General features: G+C 72.7%; 13 protein-coding genes and 1 pseudogene. 11 read left to right on the top strand and 3 right to left on the bottom strand.

Annotated features, from left to right (window positions below; genetic code table 11):
* Positions 1–16 precede the first annotated feature (16 nt).
* On the bottom strand, positions 17–649 hold the full coding sequence (locus ACEXOX_RS14240; protein ID WP_406520954.1) for a TIGR03085 family metal-binding protein: 633 nt from the start codon (positions 647–649) through the stop codon (positions 17–19).
* Between the two features lie 428 nt (positions 650–1,077).
* Here ACEXOX_RS14240 and hisI point away from each other — a divergent pair, with 428 nt between their 5' ends.
* From hisI to lgt, 11 genes and pseudogenes are all read left to right on the top strand, one after another.
* Positions 1,078–1,443, top strand: coding sequence for a phosphoribosyl-AMP cyclohydrolase (hisI, locus tag ACEXOX_RS14235; RefSeq protein WP_030020933.1), 366 nt, complete (start codon positions 1,078–1,080; stop codon positions 1,441–1,443).
* Positions 1,444–1,453: 10 nt separating this feature from the next.
* Entirely contained in the window at positions 1,454–2,977 is a 1,524-nt protein-coding gene (locus ACEXOX_RS14230) for an anthranilate synthase component I (RefSeq protein ID WP_406520952.1), read from the top strand.
* 170 nt (positions 2,978–3,147) lie between these two features.
* Positions 3,148–3,801, top strand: a complete 654-nt coding sequence (locus tag ACEXOX_RS14225; protein ID WP_406520950.1) for a TIGR02234 family membrane protein — start codon at positions 3,148–3,150, stop codon at positions 3,799–3,801.
* An 86-nt stretch (positions 3,802–3,887) separates the two neighbouring features.
* Positions 3,888–4,133 (top strand): HGxxPAAW family protein, encoded by a 246-nt coding sequence (locus ACEXOX_RS14220; RefSeq protein ID WP_406520948.1) that lies wholly within the window; start codon positions 3,888–3,890, stop codon positions 4,131–4,133.
* Between the two features lie 274 nt (positions 4,134–4,407).
* Positions 4,408–4,770, top strand: coding sequence for a DUF2752 domain-containing protein (locus tag ACEXOX_RS14215; protein WP_406526345.1), 363 nt, complete (start codon positions 4,408–4,410; stop codon positions 4,768–4,770).
* Positions 4,771–5,091: 321 nt separating this feature from the next.
* Positions 5,092–5,901: an indole-3-glycerol phosphate synthase TrpC gene (gene trpC, locus ACEXOX_RS14210; RefSeq protein WP_406520946.1), complete on the top strand. Its 810-nt coding sequence runs from the start codon at positions 5,092–5,094 to the stop codon at positions 5,899–5,901.
* Between the two features lie 9 nt (positions 5,902–5,910).
* On the top strand, positions 5,911–6,144 hold the full coding sequence (gene trpM / locus ACEXOX_RS14205; RefSeq protein ID WP_406520944.1) for a tryptophan biosynthesis modulator TrpM: 234 nt from the start codon (positions 5,911–5,913) through the stop codon (positions 6,142–6,144).
* Positions 6,145–6,483: 339 nt separating this feature from the next.
* Positions 6,484–7,788, top strand: coding sequence for a tryptophan synthase subunit beta (gene trpB / locus ACEXOX_RS14200; protein ID WP_406520943.1), 1,305 nt, complete (start codon positions 6,484–6,486; stop codon positions 7,786–7,788).
* A complete protein-coding gene (gene trpA / locus ACEXOX_RS14195) occupies positions 7,788–8,606 on the top strand; it encodes a tryptophan synthase subunit alpha (RefSeq protein WP_406520941.1) in 819 nt (272 codons plus the stop codon). The genes trpB and trpA overlap by 1 nt, the downstream gene beginning before the upstream one ends.
* A gap of 240 nt (positions 8,607–8,846) precedes the next feature.
* On the top strand, positions 8,847–9,953 hold the full coding sequence (locus ACEXOX_RS14190; RefSeq protein WP_406520940.1) for a DsbA family protein: 1,107 nt from the start codon (positions 8,847–8,849) through the stop codon (positions 9,951–9,953).
* A 509-nt stretch (positions 9,954–10,462) separates the two neighbouring features.
* Positions 10,463–11,504, top strand: a pseudogene (lgt, locus tag ACEXOX_RS14185) (prolipoprotein diacylglyceryl transferase).
* Positions 11,505–11,718: 214 nt separating this feature from the next.
* Here lgt and ACEXOX_RS14180 read toward each other — a convergent pair.
* Positions 11,719–12,072, bottom strand: a complete 354-nt coding sequence (locus tag ACEXOX_RS14180) for a beta/gamma crystallin domain-containing protein (RefSeq protein WP_406520938.1) — start codon at positions 12,070–12,072, stop codon at positions 11,719–11,721.
* Positions 12,073–12,371: 299 nt separating this feature from the next.
* Positions 12,372–13,274: an aminoglycoside phosphotransferase family protein gene (locus ACEXOX_RS14175; protein ID WP_406520936.1), complete on the bottom strand. Its 903-nt coding sequence runs from the start codon at positions 13,272–13,274 to the stop codon at positions 12,372–12,374.
* Between the last annotated feature and the right edge of the window lie 156 nt (positions 13,275–13,430).

Raw genomic sequence — 13,430 nt, 5'->3', positions numbered from 1 at the left:
CCCCGGGCCCGACTGCCTACAGGCCGAGCCCGGCCTCCAGCACCTTGGCCACCGCGTCCTTGTCCCCGTCCAACCGCACATCGGCCACCGTCTGCCGGCCGAACGTGAACAGCAGCAGCTCGCCCGGCTCCCCGGTGGCCGTGACGACCGGCGTGCCCCGGTGGGCCACCGCGGTCCGGCCGTCCGGCCGCCGCAGCACCAGCCCCACCGGTGACTTGCGTCCCAGCAGCCGCGCCATCTTCTCCAGGCGGGACCACAGGGCGTCCGAGAAGACCGGGTCCAGCTCACGCGGCGTCCAGTCGGTCTGCGCCCGCCGTACGTCCTCGGAGTGGACGAAGAACTCGACCGTGTTGGACGCCTCGTCGATCTGCTTGAGCGAGAACGGCGACAGCTTGGGCGGACCGGTCCTGATCAGCCGCAACAGCTCGTCGAACGGCTTCGCGGCGAACTCCCGCTGCACCCGCTCCAGGCGGCTCGCCAGCGGTTTGAGCAGCAGACCGCCGGCGGCGTCCGCACGCCGCTCACGCACCACGACGTGTGCGGCGAGGTCCCGCGCGGTCCAGCCCTCGCACAGCGTCGGCGCCTCGGATCCGGCGCTCTCCAACAGGTCGGCAAGCAGCAGCCGTTCGCGCTTCGCATGGGTCGACATGGACCCACCCTACGACCGGGATGCGGCAGGTGCCACGGTGCCGCGCTCCGGCCACGGCGTCGGGTACGTCCGGATGCGTGGCCGGATTCCGGTCCGCCGGCCGGCCCGGAGCCCTCGGACGTACGGCAGCGGCGCCGCTCCTCGGCCGTACGGCAGCGGCCCCGTGGCCCGGCCCCGGCCCCGCGTCCCGGCCCCGGCTTCGCGTCTCCGTCCCGGCTTCGTCCCCGCCGTACGGCGTCAGCCCCGCAGCAGCAGGACGACCGCGACCAGCAGCCCGGCGATGAAGATCGCGAGCAGTACCGCCGACGCGACCTTCGCCGTACGGTCGGCGTCCGGAGGCGGCGGCTGGCGGTTCATGGAGGCAGGATGCCGTACGCCACCCGCACCGCGCGCGCCGTCAGGTACGCGGCACACGGCACAATGGACGCATGAGCAGCCGCGTCCCGAATTCCCAGCTCGACCCGGCCGTCGCCGCCCGCCTCAAGCGGGACGCCGACGGTCTGGTCCCCGCCATCGCCCAGCAGTACGACACCGGCGAGGTGCTGATGCTCGGCTGGATGGACGACGAGGCGCTGCACCGCACGCTCACCACCGGCCGCTGCACGTACTGGAGCCGCAGCCGCCAGGAATACTGGGTCAAGGGCGACACCTCCGGACACGTCCAGCACGTGAAGTCCGTCGCCCTGGACTGCGACGCGGACACGGTCCTGGTGAAGGTCGACCAGGTCGGCGCGGCCTGTCACACCGGAGCCCGTACCTGCTTCGATGAGGATGTGCTCACCGAAGGGCAGTAGGCTCCGCGCCATGACCTCGGGAACCACCGGCACCGCCACGCCAGACCTGGAGAACTTCCGCACGCTCGCCAAGGACCGGCGGGTCATCCCCGTCACCCGGCGCCTGCTCGCCGACGGCGACACCCCGGTGGGCCTCTACCGCAAGCTGGCCGCTGAACGCCCGGGCACCTTCCTGCTCGAATCGGCCGAGAACGGCCGTACCTGGTCCCGGTATTCCTTCATCGGCGTCCGCAGCGCCGCGACCCTGACCGTGCGCGACGGGCAGGCGCACTGGCTGGGCACCCCGCCGGTCGGCATGCCCGACGGCGGCGACCCGCTCGCCGCGCTCCGCACCACCGTCGAGGCGCTGCACACCCCGCGTGACCTGATCGAGGGCGAGGGACTGCCGCCCTTCACCGGCGGCATGGTCGGCTACCTCGGCTACGACATCGTGCGCCGGCTGGAGAAGATCGGCGACAGCACCACGGACGACCTCGGCCTGCCCGAGCTGACCATGCTGCTCACCTCCGACCTGGCCGTACTGGACCACTGGAACGGCACGGTCCTGCTGATCGCCAACGCCATCAACCACAACGACCTGGACACCGGCGTGGACGAGGCGTACGCGGACGCCGTGGCCCGGCTGGACGCGATGGCCTACGACCTGGCCCGCCCGGCCCCCGCGAGCGCCGCGGCCCTGCCGCCCTCCGAACTGCCCCCGTACACCGCGCAGTGGGGCGGCCCCGCCTACCAGGAGGCGGTCGAGGACGTGAAGGAGCGCATCCGCGCGGGCGACGCCTTCCAGGTGGTGCCCTCGCAGCGCTTCGAAACCGCCTGCACCGCCTCCGCGTTGGACGTCTACCGGGTGCTGCGGGCCACCAACCCCAGCCCGTACATGTACCTGCTCCGCTTCGAGGACGGCATCGACATCGTCGGCTCCAGCCCCGAGGCGCTGGTCAAGGTCGAGAACGGGCAGGCCACGCTGCATCCCATCGCGGGCACCCGGCCGCGCGGCGCGACCGTCCCGGAGGACCAGGCCCTCGCCGACGAGCTGATGGCCGACCCGAAGGAACGCGCCGAGCACCTGATGCTCGTCGACCTCGGCCGCAACGACCTGGGCCGGGTCTGCGAGCCCGGCAGCGTCGAGGTCGTCGACTTCATGTCCGTCGAGCGCTACAGCCATGTCATGCACATCGTCTCCACCGTCACCGGGCGGCTGGCGCCCGGCCGTACCGCCTTCGACGTGCTCACCGCCTGCTTCCCCGCGGGCACCCTGTCCGGCGCCCCCAAGCCGCGCGCGATGCAGATCATCGAGGAGCTGGAGCCGACCCGGCGCGGCCTGTACGGCGGCTGCGTCGGCTACCTCGACTTCGCCGGCGACTCCGACACCGCCATCGCGATCCGTACCGCGCTGCTGCGGGACGGCACCGCGTACGTCCAGGCGGGCGCGGGCGTCGTCGCGGACTCCGACCCGGTGGCGGAGGACACGGAGTGCCGCAACAAGGCGGCCGCCGTACTTCGGGCGGTGCACACGGCCAACGGGCTGGGGGCCTGAGCACGGCCGGCGGACCGGGGGACTCGGGCCGGCGGGCCGGGGCCTTGATCGCGGCCGACGGGCCCGGACCTGAGCACGGTGGCTCGCGGACCGGGGCCTGAGCAGGGCCTTCGCGGGGCAGGGGGACCGCGCGCGGGAAGCGGGCGCGCCGCCTCCGTACAGTGGTGGGTGTGACTGCCGTAGACCCTTCCCGTACCGGCGCGACAGTGTCCCCGTCGTCCTCGCCGCCCAAGCCCGCACGCAGCGGCAAGAGCCTGGCCCTCGCGCTGATCGCCGGTGCGGCCGGTGCCGCCGTCGTGCTGCTGGCCTCCGGCCGCACCTGGGCGAAGGCCACCGCCGTCGTCGCCCAGGGGCAACTGCCGCAGACCGCGTCGGGACAGGACGTCACGGGCGTGCCCGGCGCGCTCGCCATCGTCGGGCTGGCCGCCCTGGTCGCCCTCTTCGCCGTGCGCGGCGCGAGCCGGACGGTGGTGGCCGTGCTGCTCACCCTCAGCGGCCTGGGCACCGTCGTCGGCGCGTACCTCGGCATCTCCGACACCGCCGCGCTCCGCGAGAAGGCGGCCACCGCGACCGGACTGTCCGACGCCGGCGTGCAGGACGTCTCGCACACCTTCTGGCCCTGGGTGGCGGTCGTCGGCGGCGTCCTGCTGCTGATCGCGGGGGTGCTGGCGCTGCTGTACGGGCGCCACTGGCCCGCGATGTCCGCGCGCTACGAGCGCGCCGGCGCGGCTCCCCGCAGCCCGCGCCGCGCCGCCGCCGCGGACCCGGACCGCCCGGAAGAGATGTGGAAGTCCCTGGACCGGGGCGAGGACCCGACCCGGTAGTGGCCGCACCCCGGCCATCGGGGACAATGGACCGCGAGGGATCACCGCGCCCCGACTCAGGCGCGAAAAAGCTACGAGGAGCACTCATGTCGAGCAGTGGCCACGGACACACTCCCGCCGCCTGGACCGGCGTCATCATCTCGTTCATCGGCTTCTGCGTCGCCGGCGCCTTCATCGTGCTGGCGAACGTGCCCGGTTTCTGGGCGGGCATGGTCCTGATCGGCCTCGGTGCCGTGGTGGGCGGCGTGATGCGCCTGGCCGGCATGGGCCAGGGCGGCAAGAAGGCCTCGACCGGCCACGGTCCGGCCAAGGTCCGGCCCCAGGAGGGCTGAGTCCCCGCCGGGCCCGGCCCGACGGCAGCGGATCCTGTGACGGCGCGGCCTCGCGGCCCGTCCGGAGGAGTGCCCCGGTGGCACCACCCGTACGGTGGCCCGGGACCGCGCCGTCCGCCTGTCCGGAAGGACGGGACGGGACGGTCGGTGGGGTCGGCACGGTCGCCCGTACGGCGGCCGCCGCGCTGCGCCCCCGCCCGGCCGGCCGCACAATCGCCACGTGAGTGAACCCGTGGCACCGGCCGTCCGGCGGCTCGCGGCGCCGCTCGGCGCCATGGCGGCCGTCGTCGCCTCCTTCGCCTTCGTGGGGCTCGTCGACCCCAACGAGCCCGGTCACTACCCGGCCTGCCCCCTGCTCGCCCTCACCGGCATCTACTGCCCGGCCTGCGGCGGACTGCGCAGCGCGCACGCCGTCGCGCACGGCGACCTCGCCACGGCCGCCGGGGCCAACGTGCTGGCAGTCGCCGGTTACGTGGCCTTCGCGCTCTTCTGGGCCGCCTGGACCGCACGGGCGGCACGCGGGCTCCCGACGTCGGGGCCACGGCCCGCGGCGGCGCACTGGTGGACGCTGGCCGGGCTGCTGCTCGTCTTCACGGCCGTACGCAATCTTCCGTTCGGGGAAGCGTTGACTCCCTGACCGACCCGGGCCGCCCGGGGCCGGGGCGGGGTGGGCAGGAGGGTTTCCCTCCGTTTCCGTACCGTCTCCGGACGCGGTACGGGAAGCCTGTCACGGCATCTGGATCAAGGTCGCGGAGATCCTCGCGGCGGGGCACCGAAAGTCCACCTGACCTGCGGGTTCACCGTCCTCGGCGAGGTGCCCGCGTCCACCTGGTGGGACTGCCGTCAACCGGATGTGAGACCTTTGCCCCTCGCCGGATACCATCGGAGAGCCTGACGGGGTGACACTGCCCCGGAGGGCGACTGTCACCCTCCACCGCTCAAGAAGGAGGCCGCTCGCGTGAGTGTGCTCGACGAGATCATCGAGGGAGTCCGCGCCGACCTCGCCGAGCGGCAGGCGCGTGTCGGCCTCGACGAGCTCAAGGAGCGGGCCCTCAAGGCGCGCCCGGCCAAGGACGGAGTCGCGGCCCTCAAGGGCGACAGCGTCACGGTGATCTGCGAGGTCAAGCGCTCCAGCCCGTCCAAGGGCGCGCTCGCCGCCATCGCCGACCCGGCCGGCCTCGCCGCCGACTACGAGGCGGGCGGCGCGGCGGTCATCTCCGTCCTGACGGAGCAGCGCAAGTTCGGCGGCTCGCTCGCCGACCTGGAGGCCGTACGGGCCCGGGTCGACATCCCCGTCCTGCGCAAGGACTTCATCGTCACCGCCTACCAGCTGTGGGAGGCCCGCGCGTACGGCGCCGACCTGGCGCTGCTGATCGTCGCCGCGCTGGAGCAGGAGGCCCTGGTCTCGCTGATCGAGCGCGCCGAGTCGATCGGGCTGACGCCGCTGGTCGAGGTGCACGACGAGGAAGAGGTCCAGCGGGCCGTGGACGCCGGTGCGCGGATCATCGGGGTCAACGCCCGCAACCTGAAGACCCTCGAAGTCGACCGCGGCAACTTCGCGCGGATCGCGCCGGAGATCCCGGACCACATCGTCAAGATCGCCGAATCGGGCGTGCGCGGGCCGCACGACCTGATCGCCTACGCCAACGAGGGCGCCGACGCCGTCCTGGTGGGCGAGTCGCTGGTCACCGGCAAGGACCCGAAGGCCGCCGTCGCCGACCTGGTCGCGGCCGGCTCGCACCCCGCCATCCGGCACGGACGGGGCTGACCCCTCCCCATGATCTCCGCCCGCCTCCACCGCCCCGGCCCGGGACCCGTCCCGGGGCCGGCCGGCGTGCTCGCCGCGGCCGGTGCCGCGCGCGATCCGCACGCGGCGCTGGGGCGCGGGTGCCGGCCGCGCGGCTGCCGGGCGCCGGCCCGCCGGGTGCGCGGGCGGCGGGTCAGGTATCACATCGGCGCGGAGCCGGGCCAGATCAACGGCCGCCGATGGCGTCGTGACGGCGCGCTGTAGCCGCTCGTTGCCCGGACATGGGTGATTGATCCCCGTACGGGGATTCTGTCCTCAGTGTCCGTTCGTTCGCGCCATGTCGGCCCGGGTGCCGTTCCGTCCCGCTCCCTGCCGGTCCGGCAGGGTGGCCCGACGGGCCGTCCGCCCGCGGACCGTGGCGTGCGCAACGCTCCGCGGCCCCGCTTCCGTCCATGCCCCGCCATTCCGTCTCCACGTCCTCGCCGTACGCGGCGCACCCGTGGTGCCGCGCGAGGGGCGCGTCGGGCGCGGGGCGCACCGCACACCGTGATGCCCGTAGATCCATACTTCCGGGGCAGTCGCCCCGTTCAAGGAGTACGTCGGATGTCTTCTGACTTCTTCATCCCGGACCCGGAGGGTCAGGTCCCGAACGCCGCAGGATACTTCGGCGACTTCGGCGGCAAGTTCATCCCCGAGGCGCTGGTCGCCGCGGTGGACGAGGTGGCCGCCGAGTACGAGAAGGCCAAGGCGGACCCGGCCTTCGCCGCCGAGCTGAACGACCTGATGGTCAACTACACCGGGCGGCCCAGCGCCCTGACCGAGGTGCCGCGGTTCGCCGAGCACGCCGGCGGCGCCCGGATCTTCCTCAAGCGCGAGGACCTGAACCACACCGGCTCGCACAAGATCAACAACGTGCTGGGCCAGGCGCTGCTCACCCGGCGCATGGGCAAGACCCGGGTCATCGCCGAGACCGGCGCGGGCCAGCACGGCGTGGCCACCGCCACCGCCTGCGCCCTCTTCGGCCTCGAATGCACCATCTACATGGGCGAGATCGACACCGAACGGCAGGCCCTGAACGTCGCCCGGATGCGGATGCTCGGCGCCGAGGTCATCGCCGTGAAGTCCGGCAGCCGCACCCTCAAGGACGCCATCAACGAGGCGTTCCGGGACTGGGTCGCCAACGTCGACCGCACCCACTACCTCTTCGGCACGGTCGCCGGACCGCACCCCTTCCCGGCCCTGGTCCGCGACTTCCACCGGGTCATCGGCGTCGAGGCCCGCCGCCAGATCCTGGAGCGCGCCGGGCGCCTCCCGGACGCCGCGGTGGCCTGCGTCGGCGGCGGCTCCAACGCCATCGGCCTCTTCCACGCGTTCCTGAAGGACACCTCCGTACGGCTCGTCGGCTGTGAGCCCGGCGGCCACGGCGTGGCGACCGGCGAACACGCCGCCACCCTCACCGAGGGCACCCCCGGCATCCTGCACGGCTCCCGCTCCTACGTCCTCCAGGACGAGGACGGGCAGATCACCGAGCCGTACTCGATCTCCGCCGGACTGGACTACCCGGGCATCGGCCCGGAGCACTCCTACCTCAAGGACTCCGGCCGCGGCGAATACCGCGCCGTCACCGACGACGCGGCCATGCAGGCCCTGCGGCTGCTGTCGCGGACCGAGGGCATCATCCCGGCCATCGAGAGCGCCCACGCGCTGGCGGGCGCCCTGGAGATCGGCCGGGACCTGGGCACGGACGGGCTGATCCTGGTCAACCTGTCCGGGCGCGGCGACAAGGACATGGACACCGCGGCCCGCTACTTCGGGCTGTACGGGGCGCCCGCCGACGACGCGGTGGAGGCCGACGACACCGACGCCACGGACACCGCGCTCGGCGCGCACGACGAGGGGAGCAAGTGATGGCGGGCAACGTCGGGCTGCTCAGCAGCACCCTGGCCGCGGCCAAGGAGGAGAACCGGGCCGCGCTGGTCGGCTATCTGCCGGCCGGCTTCCCGACCGTGGACGGCGGGGTACGGGCCGTCACCGCGATGATCGAGGGCGGCTGTGACGTCGTCGAGGTCGGGCTGCCGCACAGCGACCCGGTCCTGGACGGTCCGGTCATCCAGACCGCCGACGACATCGCGCTGCGCGGCGGCGTCAGGATCAAGGACGTCATCCGTACGGTCGGCGAGGCCCACGCGGCGACCGGCGCTCCGGTGCTGTGCATGACGTACTGGAACCCGGTGGACGCGTACGGCGTCGAGCGCTTCGCCGCCGACCTGGCCGCGGCGGGCGGGGCCGGCTGCATCCTGCCCGACCTGCCGGTCGAGGAGTCCGGGGTGTGGCGCGCGGCGGCCGAACAGCACGGACTGGCCACCGTGTTCGTGGTCGCGCCGAGCAGCCGGGACGAACGCCTCGCGAAGATCACCGAGGCGGGCAGCGGCTTCGTGTACGCGGCCTCGCTGATGGGGGTCACCGGCACCCGTGAGTCGGTCGGCCGCGAGGCGCAGGGCCTGGTCGAGCGCACCCGGGCCACCACCGACCTGCCGGTCTGCGTCGGCCTCGGCGTCTCGAACGCCGAACAGGCCGCGGAGGTCGCGCGGTTCGCGGACGGGGTCATCGTGGGGACCGCCTTCGTCAAGCGGCTGCTGGAGGCCGGGGACGACCTGGAGGCCGGCCTCGCGGGCGTCCGCGCACTGGCCGGTGACCTGGCGGCGGGCGTACGCAAGCGGGGGTGACTCCGGGCGGCGTGCGGTCGGGTGTCTGGTGTGGACGGTCGCTTGCTGTGGTCGGAGCTTGCTGTGGTCGGTCGTCCGCTGTGGTCGGAGGCCGGCTGTGGTCGGACGGCTGATGCGGTCGTACGTCTGAGTCGGCGCCGGCGCGTGTCCGGGCCGGTGTCCGGCGAGGCTGTCCCTCGTTAGGACGAAGAACGCGGCGGAGGGGTGCGAGGGCGCCCCTCCGTTTCGTTGTTCAGGGGCGTGAGCCAGAACAATCAAGACAAAAAGAGCAGCGCCCGTGAGCGGCTGCAGGCCCAGCGCGCGAAGGAGAAGGCGCGTGAACGGCGCGGCCGCCAGCTGAAGGTCGCCGGGGCGGTGGTGGCGGTGCTGGCCATCGCCGGCGGCGTCGGTGTCTGGGCCGCCTCCTCCTCGGACGACGACTCCGGCAGCGGCAAGGTGGCCCTGCCCAAGGGCACCCAGGACAGCGACAAGCCCGCGGTGCCGGTCGGCAAGAAGGAGGCCCCGTCCACGCTCACGGTGTGGGAGGACTTCCGCTGCCCCGCCTGCGCCCAGTTCGAGAAGGGCTTCCGCGGCGCCATCCACGAGCTGGAGGACGCCGGACTGCTCAGGACCGACTACCACCTCGCGACGATCATCGACGGCAGCATGCGCGGCAAGGGATCGGCCACCGCCGCCAACGCCGCGCTCTGCGCCCAGGACGCGGGCCGCTTCCGCGAGTACCACGACGTGCTGTACGAGAACCAGCCACCGGAGCAACAGGACCGGTTCGCCGACAAGAAGTACCTGATCCAGCTGGCCGGCAAGGTGAACGGTCTGGTCAGCGACACCTTCGAGCAGTGTGTCGACAAGGGCACCTACATGGACTTTGTGTACAAGTCCAACTCCGCCTTCACCAACTCCGGCCACCAGGGCACCCCGACGGTCCTGCTGGACGGCAAGAACCTCGCGGAGGAGAAGAACCTCACCCCCGACGGGCTCAAGCAGAAGGTGCGGGACGCCGCCAAGGACAAGAAGGCGGGCGGGGCTTCCGGGGCCGCCGGGTCCTCCGGGGCCGCCGGGAACAAGGCGTCCGGCGCGAAGTCCGGCGGCGCGGCAGCGGAGCACGGAGGCGGCACGGTCGGCGCCTCGGCGGGCAGCAGCGCCGGGCACTCGGCGGGCAGCGGGTCAGGGCACTCGGCGGGCGCTTCGGCCGGTACCAGCCACGGTGCCGGGCAGGGGGCCGGAGCGGGCCGAGAGGCCGGAGCCGGGGACGGGGCCGGCGCGGGCCACGGTGCCGGGCAGGGGCACAGCGCCGGGGTGGACACCGGGCAATCGGGCGGGAGGGCGGACCGGGTTCCGAGCCCTTGACCGGCTCTTGACCGGGCTCTTGATCGGGTCCTGGACCGGCCCTCGGTCGGGTCCTGGACCGGCCCTTGACCGGATCCTTGGCCGGACTCTTGACCGGCCCTTGGCCGGGGCTTCGGTCGAGCCCTCGGCCGTCGTCGTGCGGTGACGGTTCGGCGCGGTGCCTGCCGTGCGCGCCTCCGCGCTCGTGCTCGGGCCCGCGCGCAGGCCGGTGCCGGGCGGGCCCGGTCGCCGTCCGTGTTCCGGGGCCGGCCGGGGCCTGACCGTGCGCTGGTCGCGTCCGTGACCGAGCGACAGCCGGGTACGTGACCGAGCGACAGCCGGGTACGTGACCGGGCGTCGGAGCAGGCCGTTGACCGGCCGCCGGGTGGAACCGTGACCGGCCGCCGGGCGGAACCGTGACCGACCGCCGACCGGTCCCGTAACCGACCTCCGACCGTGACGGTCGTTACACAGCCGTAGCCGGGTGGGTTGTCGCCGCGCCCACCTGGCGCGGTAGCGTCGTCCCTGCCATGGACCTCGCATTCATTCCCAGCCCTTCGACGGGCGTCGTACACCTCGGCCCGATTCCGCTGCGCGGGTACGCCTTCTGCATCATCATCGGCGTCTTCATCGGCGTCTGGCTCGGCAACAAGCGCTGGATCCAGCGCGGTGGCCGCTCCGGGACCGTCGCGGACATCGCCGTGTGGGCCGTGCCCTTCGGGCTCGTCGGCGGCCGCCTCTACCACGTCATCACGACGTACGAGCCGTACTTCGGCGAGGGCGGTCACCCCTCAACGCCTTCAAGGTCTGGGAGGGCGGCCTCGGGATCTGGGGCGCCGTCGCGCTCGGCGCGGTGGGCGCCTGGATCGGCTGCCGCCGCCGCGGCATCCCGCTGCCCGCCTACATGGACGCGCTGGCGCCCGGCCTCGCGCTGGGCCAGGCGATCGGCCGCTGGGGCAACTGGTTCAACCAGGAGCTCTACGGCCGCGCCACCGACCTCCCGTGGGCGCTGAAGATCAGCGACGACCCGTCCATCGGCCGGGTCGGCGGCACCTACCACCCGACGTTCCTGTACGAGTCGCTGTGGTGCATCGGTGTCGCGGTGCTCGTCATCTGGGCGGACAAGCGCTTCAAGCTGGGCCACGGACGGGCGTTCGCGCTGTACGTGGCGTCCTACTGCGCCGGCCGCGCCTGGATCGAGTACATGCGGGTCGACGAGGCCCACCACATCCTGGGCCTGCGCCTGAACGTCTGGACCGCGCTCCTCGGCCTCGTCGTGTCCGTCGTCTACATCGTGGTCTCCGCGAAGAAGATCCCGGGCCGCGAGGAGGTCGTCGAGCCGGGCGCGCTGGACGCGGCCGCGGACGGCACCGGGACGGGGAGACCGGCGCCGAGTCGAAGAAGGCCGGCGCCAAGGCGGCGAAGACCGAACCCGAGGCCGCCAAGGCGGCGCCCAAGACGGCCAAGGGAGCGCCCAAGGCCGCGGGCAGCGGCGAGGGGAGCGCGGCCGAAGGTCCCGCGAAACTGACGAAGGACGCCGGATCCGGGAGCCGGAGCGGCAAGGACTCCTGACGCCGGTCGTGCCGCCCGGCGTCACGCCGCGCGGCACACCGCCGAAGACCGGCAGAGGCCGCCCGGACCCCAGCGGGGTCGGGGCGGCCTCCGCCGTTTCCGGCGGTATGCGCGTCACGGGAATTCATTTTCCCGCCCGGAACGCGGCCGTGTCAGAAATGGGCAGTCAGGGAAAATGCCCATGCCCGGTACCGGCCGGTTCCATGCGCTGCCGTCACAGAATTTCGATGGACTTCACCTTCGGCGGACGGTTGGGGTAGGAAATGTCGGTCCACCGGTTGACCCGCACCGAATCGCCGTTGGCGTCGTAGTAGATCAGGTCGTTGTTGCCCGTGTAGATCCTGTCGACCCACCAGCTGCCGAAGTCGATCCGCCCGCGGTTGGCGTAGCAGTCCACGCTGTTCTTGTTACCGCTGTGCGACCAGATCTTCAGGAAGTTCTCCCCGGCGCGGCACTCGACCTTGTCGATGGCGAATGCGTTGCCGGTCGGCATGGTCACGGTGAACATGGCAGCCGCGGCGAACGCCACGGCTACGGAACGCCCGACCCTTTTCGTCTTGGACAGCATGTGTTCTCCTCAATTCGAATGTCGAACCGGAGGGCACGCGGCGACCGACGCACATCGCGGCGTGCCGAACGAATATCCGAACGACCCGGAACCGCGGTCATCAGATCGTCTCGTCCTGACAAAAAAGACGATCCTGTAAATCTCCTGTAGGTGGCAATCTTCTTCTTGGTCCCCGACTGGAATACGCCCCCGATTGTCCGGATCGGCTCTATGTCTGATGAGTTGTCAGCTTCGAACCTTAGTGTCGGCTGACGTGGCTACCGCCGCAAAAGCCCTGCTCCGCGCCGGTCTCGGGTGGTTCAGCCGCCGGCCAGGGCTATGAGGAACCGCGTCTCCGGGTCGTCCCGCCGCGCGCAGATCGCGAGGGCCGCGTTGAGGGCGGCCAGGGCCCGGCACCAGCCCAGTACGCGGTCGGGGGACTGGCCGGGCACCGACGCGGCCAGTGCCTCGGCCCGCTCTTCCAGCGCGGCGAGCGTCGTGACTCCGCCCAGCACCCAGTCCGCCGCGTCGAAGTCGGGATCGCCCCACGCGGGCCGCGGATCGATGGCCACCATGCGGGCGCCCGGCCCTGACAGCACGTTGCCCGGGTGGAGATCGCCGTGCACCAGGGCCCGGGGCCCGCTGGTGGCGAGATCCAGGGCCGCCGCCCGGGCCCGGCCGAGCACCACCGGATCGAGCGGGCCGCTGACGCCGGACGCCGCCAGTCTGCGGCCCGTCAGGTGGAAGAGGAAGTCGACCCGGTGCGCCAGGGGTTGCACCACCGAGGGTTTCTCCGGTGTGGGAGCGGGGGCCCGCAGATCCCGCAGCAGGGCCGCGACCTCGGGCAGACGCCAGTTCAGTTGCCTCACCGGCACGCCCGGCTTCACGTCCTCCAGCAACAGGGCGCCGGCCGGGAGGTCGTGCGCCAGTAGTGGGACGACCGACGGGGTACCGGCCCAGGCGGACAGGGCTTCAGCCTCCTCGCGGGCGATGGCGGGCTCCGGTGTGAGCTTCAGCCATGCCGAGGTGCCGGTGTCACGGCGCCGGCAGCGGAACACCCGCGAGGTGCCGCCACCGTCCGCCTCGACAAGGTCCAGGCGCCAGCGGGCGGTGAGGGCGCCCACGAGACCCGGCAGGGACTCGCACCAGGCGCGCACCTTCTCCCCGAACCGGACGACGAGCCGGTCGCGCACCTCCGGCGCGACACGGGCCAGCTCTCGCACCGTGGCTCCCGCAGTCGGATGATGTCGTCCGTTCATGTCCCGTCCCCGTCGCGCGTCGCGGTTCATGGGCCGCCGGCCCGTACACCGGCAGTCCGTACACGTGCAGTCCGTCCACCGGCGGTACGTACACGTGCGGTCCGTACACCGGCAGTTCGC

The organism is Streptomyces sp. Ac-502 (assembly GCF_045222935.1).
GTDB classification, from domain to species: domain Bacteria; phylum Actinomycetota; class Actinomycetes; order Streptomycetales; family Streptomycetaceae; genus Streptomyces; species Streptomyces monomycini.
The sequence above is the reverse complement of the archived record's forward strand: the minus strand, read 5'-3'. Positions and strand labels throughout refer to the sequence as shown.

What these genes read in the sequence shown, in the direction of transcription:
- ACEXOX_RS14240 (WP_406520954.1), bottom strand. Translation starts at nt 649, where the DNA reads ATGTCGACCCATGCGAAGCGCGAACGGCTGCTGCTTGCCGACCTGTTG.
- hisI (WP_030020933.1), top strand. Translation starts at nt 1,078, where the DNA reads ATGAGCAGCCGCGTCCCGAATTCCCAGCTCGACCCGGCCGTCGCCGCC.
- ACEXOX_RS14230 (WP_406520952.1), top strand. Translation starts at nt 1,454, where the DNA reads ATGACCTCGGGAACCACCGGCACCGCCACGCCAGACCTGGAGAACTTC.
- ACEXOX_RS14220 (WP_406520948.1), top strand. Translation starts at nt 3,888, where the DNA reads ATGTCGAGCAGTGGCCACGGACACACTCCCGCCGCCTGGACCGGCGTC.
- ACEXOX_RS14215 (WP_406526345.1), top strand. Translation starts at nt 4,408, where the DNA reads ATGGCGGCCGTCGTCGCCTCCTTCGCCTTCGTGGGGCTCGTCGACCCC.
- trpM (WP_406520944.1), top strand. Translation starts at nt 5,911, where the DNA reads ATGATCTCCGCCCGCCTCCACCGCCCCGGCCCGGGACCCGTCCCGGGG.
- trpB (WP_406520943.1), top strand. Translation starts at nt 6,484, where the DNA reads ATGTCTTCTGACTTCTTCATCCCGGACCCGGAGGGTCAGGTCCCGAAC.
- trpA (WP_406520941.1), top strand. Translation starts at nt 7,788, where the DNA reads ATGGCGGGCAACGTCGGGCTGCTCAGCAGCACCCTGGCCGCGGCCAAG.
- ACEXOX_RS14180 (WP_406520938.1), bottom strand. Translation starts at nt 12,072, where the DNA reads ATGCTGTCCAAGACGAAAAGGGTCGGGCGTTCCGTAGCCGTGGCGTTC.